This window comes from Flavobacterium sp. PMTSA4, from assembly GCF_032098525.1.
Taxonomy (GTDB): domain Bacteria; phylum Bacteroidota; class Bacteroidia; order Flavobacteriales; family Flavobacteriaceae; genus Flavobacterium; species Flavobacterium capsici.
The window spans coordinates 1321638-1343993 of the sequence record NZ_CP134890.1 but is presented as its reverse complement, the minus strand read 5'-3'; the positions used below and the strand labels follow the sequence as shown (position 1 = coordinate 1343993).

Genomic DNA, 22356 nt, shown 5'->3' with positions numbered 1-22356 from the left:
AAGAATCATGAAAAAGAAAAATATAATTAAAGGTAGTGTTCTTTTATTAACTGCATTGTTACTACAATCTTGTTTTGTAGCTAAGGAATATAAAACACCTGAAGTAAAAACAGATAATCTTTATAGAACTGAACAAGTTGCAGATAGTACTTCTTTAGCAATGCTATCTTGGAATAAACTATTCACCGATGAAAAGCTTCAAGGTTACATTCAAGAAGCCATTCAGAATAATTTAGACATGAAAATTGCTTTGCAAAATATGGCAGCAGCTGAAGCAACTTTAAAGCAAAGCAAAGCGGGTTATCTTCCAAGTATTAATGCAACCGCAACAGCTACTCATCAAGAATTGGCAAAAAACAGTCAGTTTGGAAGTATATTTAATGGTTCAATTGAGCAATTTGAATTTTCTACAAAATTATCATGGGAAGCCGATATTTGGGGTAAAATTAGAAGTACAAAACGTGCTTCTGCGGCTAAATATTTAGAATCAGCCGTGGCTAAGCAAGCTATTCAAACTGAATTAGTAGCTAATGTTGCTTCGTTATATTATCAATTATTGGCTTTAGATGAACAAATTAAAGTTGCCAAATCAACATTAGAAAACAGAAATTCAAGTGTTGAGGTTATTAAGGCTTTAAAAAAATCGGGAAGTGTAAATGAAGTAGCTGTTAAACAAACTGAAGCTCAAAAATATGCGGTTGAGATTATTATTGAAGATTTAAATTATAATATTAAAGTACTAGAAAGTTCTTTTAATCAATTATTAGGAAAACCTGCAAGTGCTGTAGAAAGAGGAGTTTTTGCTAATCAAACAATTGATGCTGAAATCAAAGCTGGTTTGCCATCATTACTTTTAAGTAAAAGACCGGATGTTGTTGCTGCGGAATTAAATTTTAGAAATGCTTTTGAATTAACAAATGTTGCTAGAAGTTATTTTTATCCATCGTTAACATTAAGCGCAACGGGTGGTTTTCAAAGTTTAGAATTGAAAGAATGGTTCAGTACCAATTCAATATTTGCTACTTTAATAGGAGGAATTACACAACCAATATTCAATCAAAGACAAAATAAAACTCGTTTAGAAGTTGCTAAAGCAAACCAACAAAAAGCATATTTACAGTTTGAAAAATCATTGTTGGTAGCCGGAAAAGAAGTTTCAGACGCATTAGCTAATTATGAAAATGAAACAAAAAAATTGTCTATCAGAAAAAATCAAGTCGAAGCTTTAAAAAATGCAGCAAACTATTCAGATGAATTACTTCAATATGGTATGGTAACTTATTTGGAAGTGCTTACTGCTAAAGACAATGCTTTGAATACAGAAATAAATTATATTGATAACAAATATAAACAACTAAACGCAGTAATTACTTTATATAAAGCATTAGGTGGAGGAAATTAATTGTTGTTAGAAATCTAATAACAATTCACTACTTTTGCACCACAATTTTAAAAACAAACACTTTCATGTTAACAGTTTCTAATTTATCAGTTCAATTTGGTAAAAGAATATTATTTGACGAGGTAAACACCACATTTACACAAGGCAATTGCTATGGAGTAATTGGTGCAAATGGCGCTGGAAAATCTACTTTTCTAAAGATTCTTGCTGGAGATATTGACCCAACTTCTGGTAGAGTAATTCTTGAACCAGGAAAACGTATGTCAGTTTTGAATCAAAATCACAATATGTTTGACGAACATACGGTTTTAGAAACAGTAATGATGGGAAACAAAGTTTTGTTTGCAGTAAAAGCTGAAATGGATGCTTTGTATGCTGATTATGATGATAAAAATGCCGATAGAATAGGTGAGTTGCAAGTGCAATTTGAAGAAATGAATGGATGGAATGCCGAGTCGGATGCAGGCGCAATGCTATCCAATTTAGGAATTCAACCTGATATGCACTACACTTTAATGAGTGAATTGGAAGGGAAAATGAAAGTTCGTGTGCTTTTGGCACAAGCACTTTTTGGAAATCCTGATGTGTTAGTAATGGATGAGCCAACTAACGACTTGGATTTTGAAACCATTTCGTGGTTAGAAAATTTCTTGGCTAATTATGAAAATACAGTAATTGTTGTTTCGCACGACCGTCACTTTTTAGATGCAGTTTGTACGCACATTTCAGATATTGATTTTGGAAAAATTAATCATTATTCAGGAAACTATACGTTTTGGTACGAATCAAGTCAATTAGCGGCAAGACAAAAAGCACAACAAAACAAAAAAGCCGAAGAGAAAAAAGCAGAATTGGAAGAATTTATTCGTCGTTTTTCGGCTAACGTTGCTAAGTCAAAACAAGCAACTTCTCGTAAAAAGATGATTGAAAAACTAAATCTTGATGAAATTAAACCATCAAGCCGACGTTATCCTGCCATTATTTTTGATACAGAGCGTGAAGCTGGTGACCAAATTTTAAACGTTCAAAATCTATCAGCTTCGGTTGATGGTGAAGTATTGTTTAAAAATGTGGATTTAAACATGGCAAAAGGCGATAAGATTGTTGTATTTTCAAAAGATTCACGTGCTACAACGGCTTTTTATGAAATATTAAATAACAACCTAAAAGCCGATTCAGGAACCTTTGATTGGGGAATTACTACCACGCAATCCTATTTACCAAACGACAATAGCGAATTCTTTACAGATGGAAGTTTAAACTTAGTTGACTGGTTACGTCAATGGGCAAAAACCGAAGAAGAACGCGATGAGGTTTATGTTCGTGGCTTTTTAGGAAAAATGATTTTCTCAGGAGAAGAGGCTTTGAAAAAATGTACAGTTCTTTCGGGAGGAGAAAAAGTACGTTGTATGTTATCAAGAATGATGATGATTCGTGCGAATGTTTTAATGCTTGATGAGCCAACAAATCACCTAGACTTAGAATCAATTACAGCTTTCAATAATTCATTAAAAAACTTTAAAGGTTCGGTATTGTTTACAACACATGACCACGAGTTTGCACAAACCGTTGCTAACAGAGTTTTAGAAGTAACTCCAAATGGTGTTATCGACCGTTATATGACGTTTGATGAATATCTTGAAGATGATAAAATAAAAGAATTACGCAAGAAGATGTATTCTTAAAAAATAAAAACCATTTCAAATCGAAATGGTTTTTATATTTATTTAATCTGAATTTTTTGCTACCTTTCCAATGGTCATTCCTTGTATGAGTATTGAGAAACAAACCACTACGTAGGTAATCGTTACCCAAATATCACGATTTAAATTCACTGGAATAGATAAAGCTAATGCTATTGAAATTCCACCACGTAATCCACCCCAAGTTAAAATGATTAAGGTATGACGTGTCATTTTTTCTTTCAATCGGATGAAAATTGAAGGTATGTAAACAGAGATATATCGTGTAATTAAAATGATTCCTATTAATATAAATGAAACTATAAAGAAGGTTTTATTTGTTTCAATTATCAATAATTCCAATCCAATTAAAACAAATAAAATAGCATTCAATATTTCATCCATTAATTCCCAAAATTTATCTACATATTCAGCTGTGGTATCAGACATACCGTAGGTTTTACCATGATTTCCAGTAATTAATCCGGCAACAACCATAGCCAATGGACCTGAAACGTGAATGTAATGAGCTAAAGTATATCCACCCATAACAACTGCTAAAGTAATTAATACTTCTACCTGATAATTATCAATGCTTGCAACCAATCTATAACCAAGCCATCCAATACCTAATCCTAGAATAATTCCGCCAACAGCTTCTTGTCCAAACAAAGTAATCACACTGAGAAATGAAGTATCAACTTCGGGTTTGCTCAATTGTAGAATTGTTATAAAAACCACAACAGCAACACCATCATTAAACAATGATTCTCCTGCAATTTTTGTTTCTAATGATTTAGAAACACCAGCACTTTTTAGAATACTCAACACTGCAATTGGATCTGTTGGAGAAATTAAGGCACCAAAAAGCATCGAATTTACTAAGTCAACTTCTAACCCAAAACCATTTAATAGGTAAAACGAAGCATAACCAATGATTACTGTACTTAAAACAACACTTATGGTTGAAAAAAGCATAATGCTTAGTTTTTCAGACTTCAAATCTGCATATTTAATGTGAATAGCTCCAGCGAAAAGCATAAAACTAAGCATGCCTTCAAGTAATAATTCACTAAAATTTATGGAACTTAACTGATTTGCAATACGAATTTTCATTTCTGGAAAAAAGTTCCTCAGCGACAAAATTCCCAAAGAAAAAATTAATGAAACAAGCATTAAACCAATTGCATTTGGCAATTTTAAATACTTGAAATTAATATAAGCAAATACAGCAGAAAGTACAATTAGGATAGAGAAAAGATGAAAGAATTCCATTTTTATGCCTTGATAAAATTAGAATTGCGAAGTTACAATTATTTCACCGCAATCATAGAGATTTCTACGTTTACATTTTTTGGTAAACAAGCCACTTGAACAGTTTCTCTGGCGGGTGCTGTTTTTTCGTCAAAATAATTTCCGTAAACGGTATTTATTCTTCCAAAATCATTCATGTTCATGATGAAAATGGTGGTTTTAATTACGTTATCAAAAGTCATTTCGGCAGCTTCAAGAACCGCTTTCATGTTTTCCATTACTTGTTTGGTTTCAGCTTCAATGTTGTCCATAACCAATTCCATCGTTTCAGGATGTAACGCAATTTGTCCCGAAGTATAAAGTGTGTCATTGATTAGTACTGCTTGATTGTAAGGTCCGATTGGTGCAGGTGCTTTGGTTGTAAAAATTATTTTTTTCATAATATATTATCTTAAAACTCTGTCTGGTAAGTTTCGCTTATCCCATTTGATATCGCTCAATACTCCTGATTTTATTCCAATAAAGAATCCCCAGTTTGCATTTTGTCCAAATGGCGACCAGTTAAAATCCATACGCCAACTTAGTAAATCGCGTTCAAAACGAAGCTGAGTAAAAGTAACACCTTGTTGAACAAAATCATATCCAGAGGAAACCCCAATCTTCCATTTAGGAGTCAAATCGGTATTCATAGAAACCATTAGGGAGTTTCCAGTGATTTTGCTTTCCCGGTTTACATTTGAATAGGTTAGGGAATAGGCAAAAGTTAAATCAAAGGGCAATTTGTATTTAAAAAACTCCGTTGGCGCTTTGTTGTCGGTTTCATTATCATCAAATTGGCTTTCCCTTCGGTCACCAATGTCAGTGTTTTTTCCAAATAAATCATCTTCTCTTCCACCATTTTGTTTACCTGTTTTATTATCCTTTTCTTTTCCTTCGAGTTCTTGACTTGAAAACCGGTAATTCATGGTAACATTTGCACTAGTCATTCTGAACAAACTTCCTCCATTGTCAATATTCCATGTATCAATTCTTCTACCTGCATTATTGATGGCATAGGGATCAAGTGTTGTGGCAAAATTAATGTCAAGTTTTTGTTTGAATAATTGCGTTCCTGCGCTTACTCTCAATGGAGCCAATTTTAAAGAATCAGCAGTCATGTCATAACTGGTTGATAGGTTTAAATTGTTTAATAACATTATTTTTTTAGGCTCTGTTTTGGTAGAATCTTTATCGGTTACTTTTGCTTCAAAAGTATTGTTTAAAGAGAAGCTTAAGTTATTTGACATCGTTTTACCAGGTGCTCCAAAAATTCCACCTTCAAAACGTGTATAATCTTTTCTAATTGTTCCACTTCCGTCGGGATCATAAGTGTCGTAATAATTTGAAAAGCTTGGTGTGTAGCTATAAGTTACATTTGGACGCATAACATGTCTTATTGCCTGTAGTCTTTTACCTTTTTTGAAATTAAATGTTCCATAAATAGTAGTTCCGACTCCAGTCGAAAAAGAATACGTTCTATAAGCATCAAATCCAGGAACTTCAGTATCTACAACGGTATTTTGTGTATCTGAATATTGTCTTTGAATTGTTTTGAAATACCAAACTTCATTATAATTAACCGATGAAGAGGCACTGAAATATTTGAATAATTTAAAGTTAGTACTCAAAGGGATTGAATGTTGAAAACCTAACTTAGCATCTCTAAACATTTCTGATTTAAAAAATAATGAATCAGTTGTAGCAATTCTGTTTTCGCCTCTTAAATTATATTGAAAGTTTATGTTTTTTATTAATCCTTTTTTAATTCCATCAGCAGGTGCAAAAGGGAAAATTCGATCTACACTTGCTTGAAGTGTAGGCAAAGTCATGTTGATTTGTTGTGTATTTGTATTTTGTTGATGCGTTGCAGTCAAAGAAAGATTGACTTGAGGAATAGAATTAAATGTCTTAGAATATGAGATAGAAGAGCTTAAAGTATTATTCAATTGCGAACCATTATTAATTTGGTTAACGGATTGCCTAAAATATTGGCTACTTCCTAAATTAACAGATGCTGAAAACCTTGAACTTGGGTTTGCTTTTGCATCTTGTGAATGCGACCATTGAATATTATAAATTGTTGTTCGGATATAATCAGGAAATCCACGTTCGCTATTGACTAAGTTTTCATATCTGAAATTCACATTACCATTAAACCTATACCTTTTAGCATAAGTACTTTGGAATCGTAATCCATAACTTCCGTTCGTGTAATAATCGCCTAAAACAGCCAAATCATAACTATCACTCAGTGCAAAATAATAACCGCCATTTTGAAGCGAAAAACCTCTTTGATTACTATCGTTATAAGTTGGCATAATAATTCCAGAGTTACTGCTATCAGTCATTGGGAAGTATGCAAAAGGCAAAGCAATTGGTGTTGGAACATCGGCAATAACCATATTGGTTAAACCAATAACTACTTTTTTGCCAGGAACAAATTTTACTTTATTGGTTTGGAAATAATATTCAGGATTTTCAATGTCTTTAGCAGTAGTAAATCGTGCACCTTTCATGTAGTAAACAGAGTCATTTTCACGCTTCGTAATTCCTGCTTTTACTTTAAATTCGCCTTGTTCGGTTCTTGAATTCCAAATTAACGCTTTCTTAGTTTTAAAATTAAAGCGTATGGAATCGGGTTCCACTACATTTGAACCTTGTTTAAACACAGGAAGTTGTGTGTATTTACCCGTTGAATCTTTAATTCTTCCAGCATAAACCTCATTTTTTTGGTAATCAATGACAATAATTCCCGATTTTAATTCAATATCCTGATAATAAACTTCGGCTTGATTATATAAAGTTATTTGCTTTTTCTTTTGGTCTATTTTTTCATAATCAACCGCTTTTCGTCTAATAATATCTTCTAAAAGGGGTTTCTTTTTAACGATTGAATCAATTTTTACAGTATCAGTTACAACTAATTTTTCCTTATTTTCTGGCTTAGTGTCTTGATTTTTAGCAGGAAAAGAAGTTTCTTTTTTAGGCAATTCTTGCGAATAGGTTTTGCCATTTCCAAATGTTAGGAAGATTGTTAAAAAAACGATATAAAATAAGTTTCGTTGCAAAGGTTTAATACTATTTTTGTATAACTATGGCTCGGTTTTTGAAGCGGCAAACTTAATCATAATTTCTGCTCAAAAATAAACAAATATTAACTTTATAACCTTTAGGTTTTAATTTAAATTAACTTTTACACATAATGTTTTTTTTAAAAAATATAAAAATAGCCGCTTTACTTCTCTTGATGTTTAACATTTTGGCAATAACTGCGCAAACAAAATCAGGTAAGTTTGTTGTTGTTTTAGATGCTGGACACGGTGGAAAAGATCCTGGAAATTCCTATCATGGCTATGTGGAGAAAGACATTGCATTGAAAACAACTTTAAAAGTGGGTGATTTTTTGAATGATGAAAAAGACTTTGAAGTTGTTTATACTCGAAAATCAGATGTTTTTATTGAATTGGTTAACCGACCAAAAGTTGCAAACAAAATAAATGCGAATCTTTTTGTATCGATTCACTGTAACTCCGTTAAGAATTTTGAGCCAGCTGGAACAGAAACTTTTGTTATGGGATTATCAAGAACTGATATGAACATGGAAGTTGCCAAAAATGAAAACTCTGTAATCTTTTTAGAAGACAATTATAAAAAGACATACGAAGGATTTGATCCTCACAAGCCTGAAACATTTTTAGGATTAAAATTAATTCAAGAAGAGAATTTAAACAGTAGTATTAATTTAGCATCATCGATTCAAGAAAATTTCACAAGCAATTTGGGTAGAAAAACTCGTGGGGTTAAACAACAACCACTTTGGGTTTTAGACGCAGCATATATGCCTGGAGTTTTAATTGAACTTGGTTTTTTGTCCAACAAAGAAGAAGGCGAATTTTTAAATTCAGATGAAGGACAAACAAAAATGGCAAGACAAATAGCAGATGCAATAATTAGCTATAAAAGAGAGAATTTTAGTGAAAGTATAGCTGTTAATGAAGCAAAATCAAATGTACGCAAAGAAAGAGATGAAAGAAAGGAAGTAAAGGATTCAGCAAAATCCAAATCTAATGATGACAAAGATGATGATAATGCTAACGGAAAATACAAAGTGCAATTGTTTGCAACTTCAAGAAAAAGAGATACACGTTCTTCTGATTTTAAAGGCTTAAAAAAGATAACCTTTACTTATGAAAATAAACTTTATAAGTATTATTTTGGCTCAGCTGCTAGTGAAGATGAAGCAAGAAAATTATGTGATGAAGCAAAAGAGAAAGGTTTTAAAGATGCATTTGTTGTGTCATTTTAAATAATTTAGAGTAAATAATGATAATGGATAAGAAGCTGAAAATTGTAATGGTGGCAATAACTTTATTGGTTACCAGTTTTATGTTTTCTCAAGGAAGTAAAAAATTTAAAGTAACACTTGATGCTGGTCATGGAGACCATGATTTTGGTGCTGTTTATGACGGAAGAATTGAAAAGAAAATTGCTCTGGCGGTAGTTTTGAAGGTTGGAAAAATTCTCGAAAAAAGCTCCGATATTGACGTTATTTATACTCGAAAAACAGATGTTTTTATTGATTTGATTGAGCGTGCCAACATTTCCAATAGAGCAGATGCTGATATTTTTGTTTCAATTCACTGTAATGCAAATAAAAACAGAGAAGCTTCTGGATGTGAAACCTATGTAATGGGTATGTCTAAAAATGCATCAAACCTTGAAGCGGCAAAGAAAGAAAATCAGGTAATTACTCTTGAGAAAGATTACCAACAAAAATATAAAGGTTTTGATCCAAAGTCACCTGAATCAATGCTTGGTTTGATAGTTGAGCAAGAAGAATATCTTAGCAACAGTATTGAATTGGCAGGAAATATTCAAAAAGAGTTTATTAATGTTGGTAAAAAAAGTCGTGGTGTAAAACAAGCGCCATTTATGGTTTTGCATAAAGCCTACATGCCAAGAGTTTTAATAGAAATGGGCTTTATTTCTAACCCAACTGAAGGTTCAAAATTAGATTCAGAAGAAGGACAAGATGAAATTGCAGAAGCGATTGCTAAAGCGATTGTTAGATACAAAAAAGAATATTATGGAACTGGTTCAGATGCAAATGAGAAGCCTTCAGATAAAATTGAACCAACTGTTGTAGATTCTAAACCAGCTACAAATAACCCAACAACGGCAACGCCAAAAGTTGAAGACAAACCAAAAGAAACTCCGAAAGAAGTTGCAAAAGGCATTGTCTTTAAAGTGCAAATTTCAGCAAGTAGCACAAAATTAGAATTAGCACCAAGCAATTTCAAAGGTTTGAGCCCAATTTCGATGTTAGAATCGAATAAGTTTTATAAATACATGTATGGTGAAACCAAAAGTTATTCGGAAGCCAAATCATTATTGCAAGAAGCTAAGGCTAAAGGATTTGAAACCGCATTTGTTATTGCTCTAAAAGATGGAGTTAGAATAGATATTAGCGAAGCATTAAAACAATTATAGACAAGATTTTTTATAAAAAAGTTTACCTTTGTAAAAAAAATATTAGCCTTGAAAATAACACGAGAAATCAAAACAGCCATTTTAGTTATAGCATCCATTTTACTATTTATTTGGGGTTATAGTTTTTTGAAGGGGAAAGATTTACTTTCAAACTACTCAACGTTTTACGTTAAGTATGACAATGTTGACGGCTTGGTAAAGTCAGCGTCAGTTACCATTAACGGTTTGGTAGTTGGAAAAGTAAACACGATTAAGTTAGATGAAGATTGGACTTCTGTTGTAGAACTTCAAATCAATGGTGATTATAAAATCACTAAAAATTCTATTGCAGAGTTATATTCTCCAGGACCAATCGGAGGAAAGCAAATTGCTTTGATTCCAAACAAAGAAACCAAAGACCTTGCTGTTTCGGGTGATTATTTAGTTTCTTCTAGCAAGCTTGGATTAACAGAAACCGTTTCAAATGAAATTAAGCCTATTAAAGATAAACTAAACAGTGTGCTTGAAAATGCCAATACTATGTTGGTGAACATCAATCAGGTGTTGGATGCTAAAACAAAAGAAAATCTTAGAGCAAGCTTAGAAAACTTAAATGCAACTTTAGCACAGTTTAAAGAGGTTTCTCAGAATGCCAATGAAATGCTGGCAGATAACAAATCAAAAATTAGTGCTACAATGACCAATGTTGAAAAAGCATCGGGTAATTTTTCTAAAATGTCTGACTCATTAGCCAAGGCAAATATTGGTGAAACAGTAAAAAAACTAGAAAACACTTTAGCTTCTGTTGATAAATTAATGGCAGACATTCAATCAGGAAAAGGAACTTTAGGAAAATTGGCAAAAGATGAAGCAATGTATAATAACTTTACTAAAGCTTCAAAAGAATTAGAATTGTTATTACAGGATTTAAGATTAAATCCAACACGATATATAAATGTTTCTTTATTTGGTAAGAAGAACAAGCCATATAAAGCGCCAACAAGCGAAACCATTTCTGAGTAAAACTATTAAGCTATGATGTATATTGACAACCTACTTTTTGCAATACTTCTTGTTATTGGTATCGGCTATTTTTCTAAAAACGTTAAGAAATTAGTTCGCAACATCAATTTAGGTAGAGATGTAAATCGTTCTGACAACTCGTCTGAGCGTTGGAAAAACATGGCGATGATTGCATTAGGTCAATCAAAAATGGTAAAAAGACCAATTGCTGGGTTTTTACACATCATTGTTTATTTAGGGTTTATCATCATCAACATCGAAGTTTTAGAAATCATTATTGATGGATTATTCGGTTCACACAGAATCTTTTCTAAATTTCTAGGAAGTTTTTATGGCGTTTTAATTGGTTCATTCGAAGTTTTAGCAATATTGGTTTTAGTAGCTGTAATTGTTTTTTGGATTAGAAGAAACGTTATAAAACTTAAGCGTTTTATGAATTCTGAAATGAAAGCTTGGCCAAAAAATGATGCAAACTACATCCTGTATTTCGAAATGGTATTAATGTCATTGTTTCTGATTATGAACGCAACCGATGTTCATTTTCAAGATATGAATTCAGGAAATATAATTTCGCAGCACGTTGCTTCATGGTTTAATGGATTCAATGAATCACAATTACACTTAATTGAAAGAACAGCTTGGTGGTTGCATATTGTTGGAATATTAGTGTTCTTAAACTATTTATATTTCTCAAAACACTTGCACATTCTTTTGGCGTTTCCAAACACTTATTTTGCCGATTTGAATCCAAAAGGACAATTTGATAACCTTGAAAGCGTTACCAAAGAAGTAAAGTTAATGATGGATCCAAATGCTGACCCATTTGCAGCGCAACCTGTAGATGAAAATGCAGTTCCAAGTAAATTTGGTGCTTCAGATGTTCAGGATTTGAATTGGGTGCAACTATTGAATGCCTATACCTGTACCGAATGTGGAAGATGTACTTCTTCATGTCCTGCCAATCAAACGGGCAAAAAGCTTTCGCCTCGTAAAATCATGATGGATACGCGCGACAGATTAGAAGAAGTTGGTAAAAATATTGATGCTAATAAAGGTGTTTTTGTTCCCGATAATAAGTCATTATTGAATGATTATATCACCACCGAAGAACTTTGGGCTTGTACTTCTTGTAATGCTTGCGTTGAAGAATGTCCTGTAAACATCAGTCCATTATCAATCATTATGGACATGCGTCGTTACCTTGTGATGGAACAAAGTGCAGCGCCACAATCATTAAATGCAATGATGACCAATATTGAAAACAATGGAGCACCATGGCAGTACAACCAAATGGACAGATTAAACTGGAAAGACGAAAATTAAATATATAAAAAATGATAAATTCTCATAAATGTGAGGCTTGAGGATTTGTCGAATGAATTTGAAAACTATAATAAGTAAAAGATGAAAACGGAAGACATTGACAAGAACTTGCAAAGTATCAGTGAAAATGGAAAACATTTAAGTCCAATTTTACCTGAAGGAATTAAGAATTATTTAATCGATATTGATGGAACTATCTGTGATGATATTCCAAACGAAGAACCTGAAAGAATGTTAACGGCAGAAGTTTACCCTGATGCATTAATAACATTAAACAAATGGTATGACGAAGGACACATCATTTTCTTTTTCACTTCAAGAACTGAAGCTCACAGAGAATACACAGAACGTTGGTTGAAACAACACGGGTTCAAATACCATGGAATGGTAATGGGTAAACCACGTGGTGGAAATTACCATTGGATTGATAATCACTTGGTAAAAGCAACTCGCTACAGAGGTAAATTTACTGATTTAGTTGAAAAAGAAGTGACTATTCAGGTATTTGACGACGAACACCACGAATAAACGATTATAATAAGTTTACAATTATTTGAATCTTTTAAACTCTTAAACTTTTAAACCGTTTGCCAAGCAAACTTTAAACTTTTTAAAAATATGTCAGAAGTAATTAATGTGCCTACAATGGCAGAAATGTTAGCACAAGGAAAACAACCCGAAGTTTTGTTTTGGGTAGGTTGTGCTGGTAGTTTTGATGATAGAGCTAAAAAGATTACCAAAGCATTCGTAAAAATTTTAAATCGTGCTAATGTAGAGTTTGCAGTTCTTGGAACCGAAGAAAGTTGTACTGGCGATCCAGCAAAAAGAGCAGGAAATGAATTTCTGTTCCAAATGCAAGCCATGATGAACATTGAGGTTTTGAATGCTTATGAAGCCAAAAAAATAGTTACAGCTTGTCCACATTGTTTCAATACCTTAAAAAATGAATATCCTGAATTAGGAGGAAAGTATGAAGTAGTGCATCACACAGAATTTTTAAAATCATTATTAGATTCTGGAAGATTAACTATTGAAGGCGGACAATTCAAAGGAAAAAGAATTACGTTCCATGATCCTTGTTATTTAGGAAGAGCAAATAATATTTACGAAGCACCAAGAGAATTAATTCAAAAGCTGGATGCCGAGTTGGTAGAAATGAAGCGTTCTCGTGCCAACGGATTGTGTTGTGGAGCTGGTGGTGCTCAAATGTTTAAAGATGCCGAACCAGGAAACAAAGAGGTGAATATTGAAAGAACCGAAGATGCTTTAGAAACTCAGCCAGAAATTATAGCCGCTGGATGTCCATTTTGTAACACGATGATGACCGACGGAGTTAAGAATAAAGAAAAAGAAGCTGACGTAAAAGTATTGGACGTAGCAGAACTAATTGCAAATGCTCAGGATTTATGAAATTAAAAAAAATTTTCGGTCTGCTATTTTTTGTTGCTACTTGTTCAGTAAACGCTCAAGTTGTTTATGATATTATAGGTCAGGAAACATGTGATTGTTTAAAAGCAAAAAATATTGATTTTTCAAAGCCTGAAAATGCTGATTCAATTGAGTTGAATGTAGGATTGTGCATGCTTACTAGCTATAACAAACATAAAGATGAGTTTCCAGCTAGTGAAAGGTTTGAAATGAGTGATAAAGAATCAATGAAAAGATTAGGTGAAAAAGTAGCCTTAGGCATGGTGTCTCACTGTCCTGATTTTTTAATGGCATTAGGTAAAAATTATGTTGATGACGAAGAAATGGTTGAAACTACACAAGCACAATTCCTTGAAGGAAAAGTAACTGCTATTGAAACCAAAGAGTTTGTAACGATAAAAATAAAAGACAAAAACAATCGTGTTCATAGTTTTTTATTGCTTGAATATTTTGAAACCGCTTCGTTATTTACTGATAATCAAATAAAAAATGGTACTAATCTTAAAATTGGCTATTATGAAGTAGAACTTTATGATACTCTTAGCAAAGATTTTAAATATTTTAAAGTAATTTCCAGTCTAGAAAAAATATAATAATGTACGTACCATTTGACACATTACCAGAATATTCAAGAATTTGGATTTATCAATCCAACCGAAAATTCTCTGACGAGGAAATGACTGAAATCGAAAATGAATTACAATCATTTATCGAGAATTGGTCGGCTCACGGAACAGGTCTTGAAGCTTCTTATCTATTAAAATACAATCGTTTTATTGTCATTGCGGTCAATCAGGATGTACAGCAGGCAACAGGATGTTCTATTGATTCTTCCGTTAGTTTTATTCAAGGTTTAGAACAAAAATACCAAGTAGATTTGTTGGATAAAATGAACGTTACCTTCAAAAACGGCGAACACATTGCACACAAATCATTGATTGATTTTAAACGCATGGCAAAAGAAAAAGCCGTTACTGCCAATACCATTGTCTTCAATAATTTAGTAAATACTATAGAAGAGTTTAACGAAAATTGGGAAGTTCCTGCTGGTGATAGCTGGCACAGTCGCTTTTTTTAAAAACAACTAATGATGAGTAAGCAGGCGTACAGAATATCTTTATTCGTAGCATTTTTCATTTTTGTCAATTGTTCCATTAACAAACAAGCGACAAAGGTACCTGCTGCGCCTAAAACTCCAGAAATTATATCTCCCGAAGTAGCGGTTGACGAAGATGTTTACATTCCTAGAATCAAAAAAGACCGACGCGATTTCTTCCCAAAAACAGAACGCGAAGATTTTTGGGTAGACAGTATTTACAATCAAATGAGTTTCGAGGAAAAAGTAGGCCAATTGTTTATGGTAGCTGCCTATTCTAATAAAGATGCCGCACACGTAGCCGAAGTTGAAAAACTGGTTACCGATTATAAAATAGGTGGTTTAATCTTTTTTCAAGGCGGACCAATGCGTCAAGCAAAGCTCACCAATCGATATCAGTCAAAAGCCAAAGTTCCTTTGTTTATCGGAATCGATGCCGAATGGGGTTTAAGCATGCGATTGGATTCTACCTATAAATATCCTTGGAACATGACCTTGGGTGCCATTCAGGATTTGAAACTGATTGAAAAAGCAGGCGAAAACATGGCTAAAGAATCCAAGCGTTTGGGTGTTCATTTTAATTTCTCTCCGGTTTTAGACATCAATACCAATCCTAAAAACCCGATTATTGGGTTCCGTTCTTTTGGTGAAAACAAAAAGAATGTTTCCGAAAAAGCCATTGCTTTAATGAAAGGAATTCAAAACAACGGCGTGTTTACTACCGGAAAACATTTTCCGGGTCATGGCGATACTGCTACCGATTCGCATTATGCGTTGCCATTGGTAACGGCTTCAAAAGAGCACATGGAAAAAGTAGAATTGTATCCTTATAAACGCATGTTCGATGAAGGAATGGTTTCGGTTATGGTGGCCCATTTGAGCGTGCCTAATTTAGAAAGCAATCCTGCTGTGCCAAGCTCGTTGTCTAAAAGCGTAGTGACCGATTTGCTTAAAAACGAATTAGGTTTCGACGGACTTATCTTCACCGATGCTTTGAACATGAAAGCGGCTAGCAACTTCAAAAAGCCAGGTGATATTGATTTAGAAGCATTTTTGGCAGGTAACGATGTGTTATTGTTTGCAGAAAATGTTCCTGTGGCGGTTGAGAAATTAAGAACCGCTTATCAGGAAGGAACCATTACCGAAGACCGTTTGGCCGAGTCGGTAAAGAAGATTCTACGATACAAATACAAAATAGGGTTAAACCATTATGAACCAGTTGAAGTAATCAATCTTACGAACGAATTGAATGATACTTCTAAGAATGCTTTAACGTATCAGTTGTATGAAAACGCGGTTACGGTCATTAAGAATGCCGAGCAGTTAGTACCCGTTAAAAATTTAGACCAAAAGATAGCCTACATTAAGTTAGGCGACGATGATAATACCAAATTCCTTTCAACCCTAAAGAAATATACCGAGGTAACCGAAATCAAAGAGACCAATCTCGATACTGTAAAGAAACAGTTGAAAGGCTATAGTACGGTAATTATGGGATTCCACAAGTCGGACAAAGCGTGGAAAAATCATGATTTTAATACCAAAGAGATTCAATGGATTGATGAAATTTCGAAGCAAAATAACGTTATTTTAGACGTCTTTACTAAGCCTTATTCTTTGTTGCAACTGCCTAACTATGATGCTATCAAAACCATCATGGTTTCCTATCAGAACAGTCCAATTGCTCAGGAAGTATCGGCACAAGTTATCTTTGGCGCATTGCAGGCAAAAGGTAAACTACCCGTTTCTATTACCAGTCAGTTTCCTTCCGGAACAGGAATTACCACTAAAACGCTTAACCGTTTAGGGTTTACAGCTCCCGAAAATGTGGGTATGAGCGCAATCAAACTGGCGGCTATTGAGAAGATTGCCAACAAAGCTATTGACGGAAAAATGGCACCAGGAATGCAGGTTTTAGTAGCCCGAAAAGGAAAGGTTATTTACCAAAAATCATTTGGCTATCAAACCTATACTAGGCAAACCAAAGTTAAAAACAGCGATTTATACGATGTGGCATCTTTAACCAAGATGGTGGCTACTTTGCCTAACGTGATGCAACAGTATGATACCAACAAAGTAAACCTCCAAACCACTTTGGGCGAAATGTTGCCAGAGTTCAGAGGTTCAAATAAAGACAGCATCACCTTCAAAGAGTTGTTGTCGCACTATGCAAAACTGCAGGCATGGATTCCGTTTTACAAGCAAACCTTAGACGAAACCCTGAAACCTTCAGAGAAATATTATCGTAAAACCTATAGCGCTGAGTTTTCAAAACAAGTATCCGAAAACCTTTTTATTCGTAATGATTATGAAGATACCATTATGAAGAAAATCATCGACAGTCCGTTGTTGGCTAAGAAAGAATACAAATACAGCGATTTTACGTTCATCATTTTAAAACACTACCTCGAAAAAGCAACAGGAAAATCACTCGATGAATTGACCTATGATAACTTCTACAAGTCAATGGGGATGAACTATACGATGTATAATCCGTTGCGAAAATTTGACTCCCATGTCATTGCGCCAACCGAGGTCGACAGTTACTTCCGATACACCATGCTTCAGGGATATGTGCACGATATGGAAGCGGCTATGGAAGGCGGAGTAGGTGGTCATGCAGGTGTTTTTTCGAATGCGATGGATTTGGCAAAGATGATGCAACTCTATCTTCAAAAAGGAAACTACGGCGGAAAACAATACTTCTCCGAAAAGACCTTTACCGATTTTAATACTTGTTACTATTGCGATAATGGTGTACGCAGAGGTTTAGGATTCGATAAACCGCAGTTAGGCACAGCAGGTCCAACCTGTGGTTGCGTTTCCATGTTCAGCTTTGGACATACTGGTTTTACAGGAACCATCGCTTGGGCCGACCCAGAAACCGATATCATTTATATCTTCCTTTCCAACAGAACCTACCCTGATTCTAACGCGCCAAACCGTTTGTCTAGAGAAAACATCCGCGAGGATATTCAAAAGATTATTCAGGAAGCGATATTGGAGTAGTGGAAATAAAAAATCCTGTTCAGTAGGTTGGAACAGGATTCTTAAAGAGGCAATGATTAACGGTTATTTTTCTATTTGACATAATGCATTTTTCATGAACTCAATATGAACTAAATAGGGAGTTCCTATGGAGTAGCTATGGACTAGAATTTGGTGTTCGTTTTTCATACACTCTTCATACATTAGATAGGGAGTTCCTATACACTAACTATACAGTATCTATTTGGGCTAATTTGGTTATTTTTCCTGTGGAATAATTTTGATGGTGCTGTAATTAAAATCGAAATGATTTTCTTCGATTTCTATGTTGTTTTGACTTAGAATTTGACGTGCTTCATCGAGGAACTCGGCTTCGGGATTTGGGAGTAACTGCACTGCTAGTTCCAGTATGTTGGCCAGGTCAATAGTGGGATTGGATACTAGTGGTGATATGCTTGTTTCTTCTGTTAAGAGTAGCAAAGAGCAACATTTCATCAGGTCGGATACTGTGCCGATAAGGTTGGTATAACCTGAGAAGTTGACTGTTACTTGCCAGGTTGCTTCTTTTTGAGGATGCTCTTTTAATGTTTTCATCAGTATTTCGGCCTGATGTTGCAATTGTTCTATTTGATTTTTCATTTTTTTGATTTTTAGTTTGGTTCTTCATTATCGATTAAGGATGAAGGTGGTGTTAGGAAATAGTTTTCTATTACAAGGCTTTCACTTGTTTGTGCTTTTTCTTCTTCCTCTGATGGGATTAAAACGGCTTGACGGAGCGCATCGAGTATATCGGCTTCTTCGTAGGGAATTAAATCGAGGATGATGCCTAAGACACCGCAGATGTTGATTACTGGTTCGGGAATGCGCTCGTAGCTATGATCTCCGTCTAATGCCAGAATGGATACTTTGACAATATCGGCAATTAGGTACATGACATCGGAGTAGCCCGAAAGATTCAGCTCGATGGTATCTCTTTTCTTTGCTGCATTTACCGAATTGAGTAGTATGAAGCGGTTTTGTAATTGTTCACGAAGGTTTGGTGGAAGGATGATGTTGTTCATGATATTAAGGATTTAGTATTGTTATTATTTATTTGTTGGAAATGGTTTTGCACTAGTAGTTCGGCTTGTTTTAAAAACTCCTGACAGCTGTTGAGTACATGGAGATAATCTTGTTCACTGGCGTTTAATTTTGTCCAATGGTTGAGCATGGAAGCGGGAGCGCAGAGCATTTTGTATCGTTTTATGTTGGTTGGGTTTTGGTGAAAAAAGAGTGCTTCTGGTAAGTTTGTGAATAGACCGCATAGTTGTAGCAGGTGGTTGAGACTGCAGTCGTTTGGGGTGTATTCTAACATTACACGGAGTAAGCCCAATGCTATTTGAACGGTAGCTGTGTGGAGTAATGCAACTTTACAAAGTTCTACATCGAGTTCAGGACTGGAAGCGGCAGCATTGCTATTGAACTGAGCCACGGCTACGCATTTGTGCCAATAGGAAATGGTGGCTTCGTGGTTTCTTTCAGGTAGGTTGTTGTTCGGACTGAATGGAATGATTGCTTTGTCAAAATGCAGGCGTTGGGATGAGCGCAGGACGGAACCGAAAAATCGCTGTTGGTGGTTTTGCTTGGTTGCAATATCGGTTAGTTTGTGTAGCAGGATTGTTGCGGTAATTGATTTGTTTGATTTCTCGGCTATGGCATTGGCGATGTTGGTGCCTTGCCCTAAACTCGTTTTGTTTGCAAACACCAACAGGTAAAAGTGATGGGTTGCTGCTGTTGAAATGAAGTCCTCACTTAAAACACTTTTGATTTCTATTTGTTTTTTTTGATAGCCTAATAGAAAAATGGTGCATGGTGCCACTGCTTTTAGAATGTGGTCAATTACTAGTTGGGTTTCGGGTTGTGGTGCGTTGATGGTGTTCATAGCGTTTGATTTTGAAGCAAGTTACTATGCGTCATGACGGTACTGTACTAAATTGAATGGTATCGTACCAAAACGGGATTGTGTTTTACTTTCCCGATTTGACAACTTATTTTCCTAAATTGCATAGTTATTATACTAAAAGATTTTATATATTTGAAATATGAATACTACAACCAAACCTAAACACATTGGCCGCAACATTAGCCGCATACGAGAGTTAAGAGGCATGAAGCAAGAAGCACTTGCCATGGCAATAGGTGTTAGCCAACAAACGATTTCTAATATCGAAGGAAGTGAAACTGTAGACGAAGAAAAATTACAGCTAATTGCTAAAGAATTAGGAGTAACATCAGAGGCAATTAAAAGTTTTTCGGAAGAAGCCGCTATAAACTTTTTTAATACATTTAATGACAGTAGCCAAGGAAGCAATTTTCTAAATCATAATTGCACTTTTAATCCTCTAGACAAAGTTGTTGAATTGTATGAGCGATTAGTTGAAGCCGAAAAAGAGAAAGTTGCCTATTTAGAAAAGCTACTCAATAAATGACCCTAAATTTAATGAAAGGGTTAACCCGAGATGACCTCCTGTAAAGGGAGGTTTTTTTGTTTCGGAATTAATTAATTAATGATAAAGCGAAGGCAGGAGGCTTCGCAAGGCTGGTTTATAAATATATTATAATGTTTTTAATAGACAGAAAATCCCTATCAACTTAAAATATCTTTCTTGATTTATCCAGCCTTTAAAAACTGATTATTGTCAATTAATTTCTTTTGGATTATTGAAATGAATTCTGTCACTTGGTCTTTAATTTTTTCGTCAATAATGATAGTAGTTAGATTGAGATCAAATGTGATTACATGAATTTTATATAGGTATGTTTTTCTCATGAATGCATAAATAAAACATATTAATGAGAAAATAAAACCAGATATTTTAGCGGCAAATAAGTGATTATCTAATTTATAGCAAAAAGCAATAATGGTTAGTGAAACAGCAAAAATTAGATAATTAAGAATCAAACATCTATTTTTTTTGAAAGAAATATTTTTTATCCTGTCAATTTTAAATCGGTATAGTTCGTCGTTAATAGTTAGAAAAATATATTCCTTGAAAACATAACCAATACTATTAGAAAATTCATAGGGTGTTAATTGTCTATTCATTTTATTTGAAATGTTAATTGTTGAAGAATATTTACTTTGTAGTTTTCTCTATGCACATCAAGGTTAATTTTACTAAAGAATTATTTGAAGTGATAAGAGAAGAAGTATAACCATAACTCATTTGAAATCGATTATCAAATCTATCTGCGCTAAAATCAAAAGTATAATTTAAAGTTTTTTAAATAGGTGTATTTGTTTGTTAGCGAATCAAACAAATAAACTGCAAAATTTTGATTTGAAAAAAACAATCAAAATGACCTATTGCAAATGTATATGTGCCACTGTTTGTTGCAGAAAAACTTAATGGTACAAACATCCTCAATTGAAAATGAGAGTCCTTTAAATTGTATAACATAACGAACATCTCCAAGTAGTGATGCTAGTGCAATAGCACCATCATAAAAAAATGCCTCGTCAACTCCTTCATCAAACCCATCGATAGCACCTGTACGATATCCGTATAGTGTCTGTGAAAATGCACCTTGTGCACCAGTAACATTAAGCCAAATACGATTGGTTTCAATAGGGAGTACTGTTTTAGCTTGAGATAGAAATGAAAACAAAATTGCAGATAAAAGAATCCATTTGGTTTGTGATACTAAAGTAATTTTTTTCATGATTGTTACATTTTTGTTACTAAATTTATTTTAAACTCTGTAACAAAAATCTACTTTTAAATCATACTCTTTTTTAAGTAAAGACGAAAAGAGTTATACTGTAGACCAACGGTTTTAATGCGTAGATGAATTGATTTTTTTTTAGCTAAATATTAATATATCAACTCAATTTTCTTAATAGTAATGCATATATTAGTAAAAGAATAATCGCATAAATGTTCTGTAAATTTATGCTTTTATTATTTTATAAGATTTAGTCTTTTCATTAATTCTGGTTTGTTTGCTCTACTGATTGGAATAACATCTTTTCCAATCAAAATACTACCGTCCTCAATGTCTATTATTTTTTTAATGTTAATAATATAAGAACGGTGTACTTTTAGAAATAGGTTTAAAGGTAGTCTGTCTTCAATCTTTTTTAGGGTGGTATGCACTGTATAGATGTTTGTTTCTGTTTTAATTGTTATATAATCTCCTTTTGCTTTAATAAGCAAAATCTTTGGTATATCAATTTTTATTAAACGATTTGAAATATTAACATAAAATTCATTAGAGGAATCTTCAGGTACATATCTAGGGAATTCTGCATCTGAACGCCAATATAATTTTTGCATAGCTTTATCGAAGCGCTCTACAACTAGTGGTTTTACTAAATAATCTATTATACAATCATATTCAAAAGCATTGATTGCATATTTTTGGTCGTTTGTGAAAAGAATTATTTTTGGTTTGATTTTTAATGTATCAATAAAATCGAAACCTGTAAAACCAGGCATATGAATGTCTAGAAAAATTACGTCGACTTCATTTTTATTGAGAAACTTTATTGCTTCAATAGGATTGTCGAATTCATTTAAAATAGTTATTTGAGTTCTTGTTGTGATCATTTGACTGATGATAGAACGCGCCATCATCTCATCATCAATAATTATGCAATTCATAATTTGATT

The 22356-nt window shown here is 33.8% G+C and carries 21 protein-coding genes; 12 read left to right on the top strand and 9 right to left on the bottom strand.

All coding sequences use genetic code 11. The features are described 5' to 3' along the window. The first annotated feature begins 7 nt into the window (after positions 1-7). Both RN605_RS06195 and RN605_RS06190 read left to right on the top strand, forming a co-directional pair. Positions 8-1402: a TolC family protein gene (locus RN605_RS06195; protein WP_313323168.1), complete on the top strand. Its 1395-nt coding sequence runs from the start codon at positions 8-10 to the stop codon at positions 1400-1402. A 65-nt stretch (positions 1403-1467) separates the two neighbouring features. After that, the gene (locus RN605_RS06190; RefSeq protein WP_313323167.1) at positions 1468-3087 is read left to right on the top strand and encodes an ABC-F family ATP-binding cassette domain-containing protein; all 1620 of its coding nucleotides are present in this window, start codon (positions 1468-1470) and stop codon (positions 3085-3087) included. 42 nt (positions 3088-3129) lie between these two features. On the opposite strand, the gene RN605_RS06185 is transcribed toward RN605_RS06190, so the two are convergent. The 3 genes from RN605_RS06185 to RN605_RS06175 are packed head-to-tail and all read right to left on the bottom strand — an operon-like array spanning position 3130 to position 7445. After that, entirely contained in the window at positions 3130-4359 is a 1230-nt protein-coding gene (locus tag RN605_RS06185) for a cation:proton antiporter (RefSeq protein WP_313323165.1), read from the bottom strand. A 38-nt stretch (positions 4360-4397) separates the two neighbouring features. Continuing rightward, on the bottom strand, positions 4398-4778 hold the full coding sequence (locus RN605_RS06180) for a RidA family protein (RefSeq protein WP_313323163.1): 381 nt from the start codon (positions 4776-4778) through the stop codon (positions 4398-4400). 6 nt (positions 4779-4784) lie between these two features. Then, positions 4785-7445 (bottom strand): putative LPS assembly protein LptD, encoded by a 2661-nt coding sequence (locus RN605_RS06175; protein ID WP_313323161.1) that lies wholly within the window; start codon positions 7443-7445, stop codon positions 4785-4787. Positions 7446-7579: 134 nt separating this feature from the next. Between RN605_RS06175 and RN605_RS06170 the strand changes: the two genes are divergently transcribed. From RN605_RS06170 to RN605_RS06130, 9 genes are all read left to right on the top strand, one after another. Beyond that, entirely contained in the window at positions 7580-8683 is a 1104-nt protein-coding gene (locus tag RN605_RS06170) for an N-acetylmuramoyl-L-alanine amidase (protein ID WP_313323159.1), read from the top strand. 17 nt (positions 8684-8700) lie between these two features. Further along, entirely contained in the window at positions 8701-9867 is a 1167-nt protein-coding gene (locus RN605_RS06165) for an N-acetylmuramoyl-L-alanine amidase family protein (RefSeq protein ID WP_394853497.1), read from the top strand. A 48-nt stretch (positions 9868-9915) separates the two neighbouring features. Further along, on the top strand, positions 9916-10869 hold the full coding sequence (locus RN605_RS06160; protein ID WP_313323155.1) for an MlaD family protein: 954 nt from the start codon (positions 9916-9918) through the stop codon (positions 10867-10869). Between the two features lie 12 nt (positions 10870-10881). After that, the gene (locus tag RN605_RS06155; protein WP_313323153.1) at positions 10882-12192 is read left to right on the top strand and encodes a (Fe-S)-binding protein; all 1311 of its coding nucleotides are present in this window, start codon (positions 10882-10884) and stop codon (positions 12190-12192) included. Between the two features lie 81 nt (positions 12193-12273). Beyond that, a complete protein-coding gene (locus tag RN605_RS06150; protein WP_313323151.1) occupies positions 12274-12720 on the top strand; it encodes an LNS2 domain-containing protein in 447 nt (148 codons plus the stop codon). Positions 12721-12810: 90 nt separating this feature from the next. Next, the gene (locus RN605_RS06145; RefSeq protein WP_313323149.1) at positions 12811-13602 is read left to right on the top strand and encodes a (Fe-S)-binding protein; all 792 of its coding nucleotides are present in this window, start codon (positions 12811-12813) and stop codon (positions 13600-13602) included. Next, positions 13599-14213: a hypothetical protein gene (locus RN605_RS06140; protein WP_313323148.1), complete on the top strand. Its 615-nt coding sequence runs from the start codon at positions 13599-13601 to the stop codon at positions 14211-14213. The genes RN605_RS06145 and RN605_RS06140 overlap by 4 nt, the downstream gene beginning before the upstream one ends. 2 nt (positions 14214-14215) lie before the next feature. Further along, a complete protein-coding gene (locus RN605_RS06135; protein WP_313323146.1) occupies positions 14216-14698 on the top strand; it encodes an ABC transporter ATPase in 483 nt (160 codons plus the stop codon). A 12-nt stretch (positions 14699-14710) separates the two neighbouring features. Next, positions 14711-17725: a glycoside hydrolase family 3 N-terminal domain-containing protein gene (locus RN605_RS06130; protein ID WP_313323144.1), complete on the top strand. Its 3015-nt coding sequence runs from the start codon at positions 14711-14713 to the stop codon at positions 17723-17725. 237 nt (positions 17726-17962) lie between these two features. On the opposite strand, the gene RN605_RS06125 is transcribed toward RN605_RS06130, so the two are convergent. The 3 genes from RN605_RS06125 to RN605_RS06115 are packed head-to-tail and all read right to left on the bottom strand — an operon-like array spanning position 17963 to position 19625. Then, positions 17963-18343, bottom strand: coding sequence for a hypothetical protein (locus RN605_RS06125; RefSeq protein WP_313323142.1), 381 nt, complete (start codon positions 18341-18343; stop codon positions 17963-17965). An 11-nt stretch (positions 18344-18354) separates the two neighbouring features. After that, positions 18355-18765, bottom strand: a complete 411-nt coding sequence (locus RN605_RS06120) for a hypothetical protein (protein WP_313323140.1) — start codon at positions 18763-18765, stop codon at positions 18355-18357. Next, entirely contained in the window at positions 18762-19625 is an 864-nt protein-coding gene (locus RN605_RS06115) for a hypothetical protein (RefSeq protein WP_313323138.1), read from the bottom strand. The genes RN605_RS06120 and RN605_RS06115 overlap by 4 nt, the downstream gene beginning before the upstream one ends. Before the next feature lie 160 nt (positions 19626-19785). Between RN605_RS06115 and RN605_RS06110 the strand changes: the two genes are divergently transcribed. Beyond that, entirely contained in the window at positions 19786-20172 is a 387-nt protein-coding gene (locus RN605_RS06110; protein ID WP_313323137.1) for a helix-turn-helix domain-containing protein, read from the top strand. A 182-nt stretch (positions 20173-20354) separates the two neighbouring features. Here the strand turns inward: RN605_RS06110 and RN605_RS06105 are convergent, their stop codons facing one another. The 3 genes from RN605_RS06105 to RN605_RS06095 all read right to left on the bottom strand — a co-directional run bounded on the left by RN605_RS06105 (position 20355) and on the right by RN605_RS06095 (position 22347). Further along, positions 20355-20789: a hypothetical protein gene (locus RN605_RS06105; RefSeq protein WP_313323135.1), complete on the bottom strand. Its 435-nt coding sequence runs from the start codon at positions 20787-20789 to the stop codon at positions 20355-20357. 248 nt (positions 20790-21037) lie between these two features. Then, complete coding sequence (locus RN605_RS06100) at positions 21038-21406, bottom strand: hypothetical protein (RefSeq protein WP_313323133.1); 369 nt, start codon at positions 21404-21406, stop codon at positions 21038-21040. A 239-nt stretch (positions 21407-21645) separates the two neighbouring features. Next, complete coding sequence (locus tag RN605_RS06095; RefSeq protein WP_313323131.1) at positions 21646-22347, bottom strand: LytR/AlgR family response regulator transcription factor; 702 nt, start codon at positions 22345-22347, stop codon at positions 21646-21648. Positions 22348-22356: the final 9 nt, after the last annotated feature.

Excerpts from the sequence above, each read along its gene's own strand:
- RN605_RS06190 (WP_313323167.1), top strand. The coding sequence starts at position 1,468 with ATGTTAACAGTTTCTAATTTATCAGTTCAATTTGGTAAAAGAATATTA.
- RN605_RS06130 (WP_313323144.1), top strand. The coding sequence starts at position 14,711 with ATGAGTAAGCAGGCGTACAGAATATCTTTATTCGTAGCATTTTTCATT.
- RN605_RS06185 (WP_313323165.1), bottom strand. The coding sequence starts at position 4,359 with ATGGAATTCTTTCATCTTTTCTCTATCCTAATTGTACTTTCTGCTGTA.
- RN605_RS06180 (WP_313323163.1), bottom strand. The coding sequence starts at position 4,778 with ATGAAAAAAATAATTTTTACAACCAAAGCACCTGCACCAATCGGACCT.
- RN605_RS06095 (WP_313323131.1), bottom strand. The coding sequence starts at position 22,347 with ATGAATTGCATAATTATTGATGATGAGATGATGGCGCGTTCTATCATC.
- RN605_RS06135 (WP_313323146.1), top strand. The coding sequence starts at position 14,216 with ATGTACGTACCATTTGACACATTACCAGAATATTCAAGAATTTGGATT.
- RN605_RS06195 (WP_313323168.1), top strand. The coding sequence starts at position 8 with ATGAAAAAGAAAAATATAATTAAAGGTAGTGTTCTTTTATTAACTGCA.
- RN605_RS06110 (WP_313323137.1), top strand. The coding sequence starts at position 19,786 with ATGAATACTACAACCAAACCTAAACACATTGGCCGCAACATTAGCCGC.
- RN605_RS06145 (WP_313323149.1), top strand. The coding sequence starts at position 12,811 with ATGTCAGAAGTAATTAATGTGCCTACAATGGCAGAAATGTTAGCACAA.
- RN605_RS06120 (WP_313323140.1), bottom strand. The coding sequence starts at position 18,765 with ATGAACAACATCATCCTTCCACCAAACCTTCGTGAACAATTACAAAAC.
- RN605_RS06155 (WP_313323153.1), top strand. The coding sequence starts at position 10,882 with ATGATGTATATTGACAACCTACTTTTTGCAATACTTCTTGTTATTGGT.
- RN605_RS06170 (WP_313323159.1), top strand. The coding sequence starts at position 7,580 with ATGTTTTTTTTAAAAAATATAAAAATAGCCGCTTTACTTCTCTTGATG.
- RN605_RS06165 (WP_394853497.1), top strand. The coding sequence starts at position 8,701 with ATGATAATGGATAAGAAGCTGAAAATTGTAATGGTGGCAATAACTTTA.
- RN605_RS06105 (WP_313323135.1), bottom strand. The coding sequence starts at position 20,789 with ATGAATAGACAATTAACACCCTATGAATTTTCTAATAGTATTGGTTAT.
- RN605_RS06150 (WP_313323151.1), top strand. The coding sequence starts at position 12,274 with ATGAAAACGGAAGACATTGACAAGAACTTGCAAAGTATCAGTGAAAAT.
- RN605_RS06125 (WP_313323142.1), bottom strand. The coding sequence starts at position 18,343 with ATGAAAAATCAAATAGAACAATTGCAACATCAGGCCGAAATACTGATG.
- RN605_RS06100 (WP_313323133.1), bottom strand. The coding sequence starts at position 21,406 with ATGAAAAAAATTACTTTAGTATCACAAACCAAATGGATTCTTTTATCT.
- RN605_RS06115 (WP_313323138.1), bottom strand. The coding sequence starts at position 19,625 with ATGAACACCATCAACGCACCACAACCCGAAACCCAACTAGTAATTGAC.
- RN605_RS06140 (WP_313323148.1), top strand. The coding sequence starts at position 13,599 with ATGAAATTAAAAAAAATTTTCGGTCTGCTATTTTTTGTTGCTACTTGT.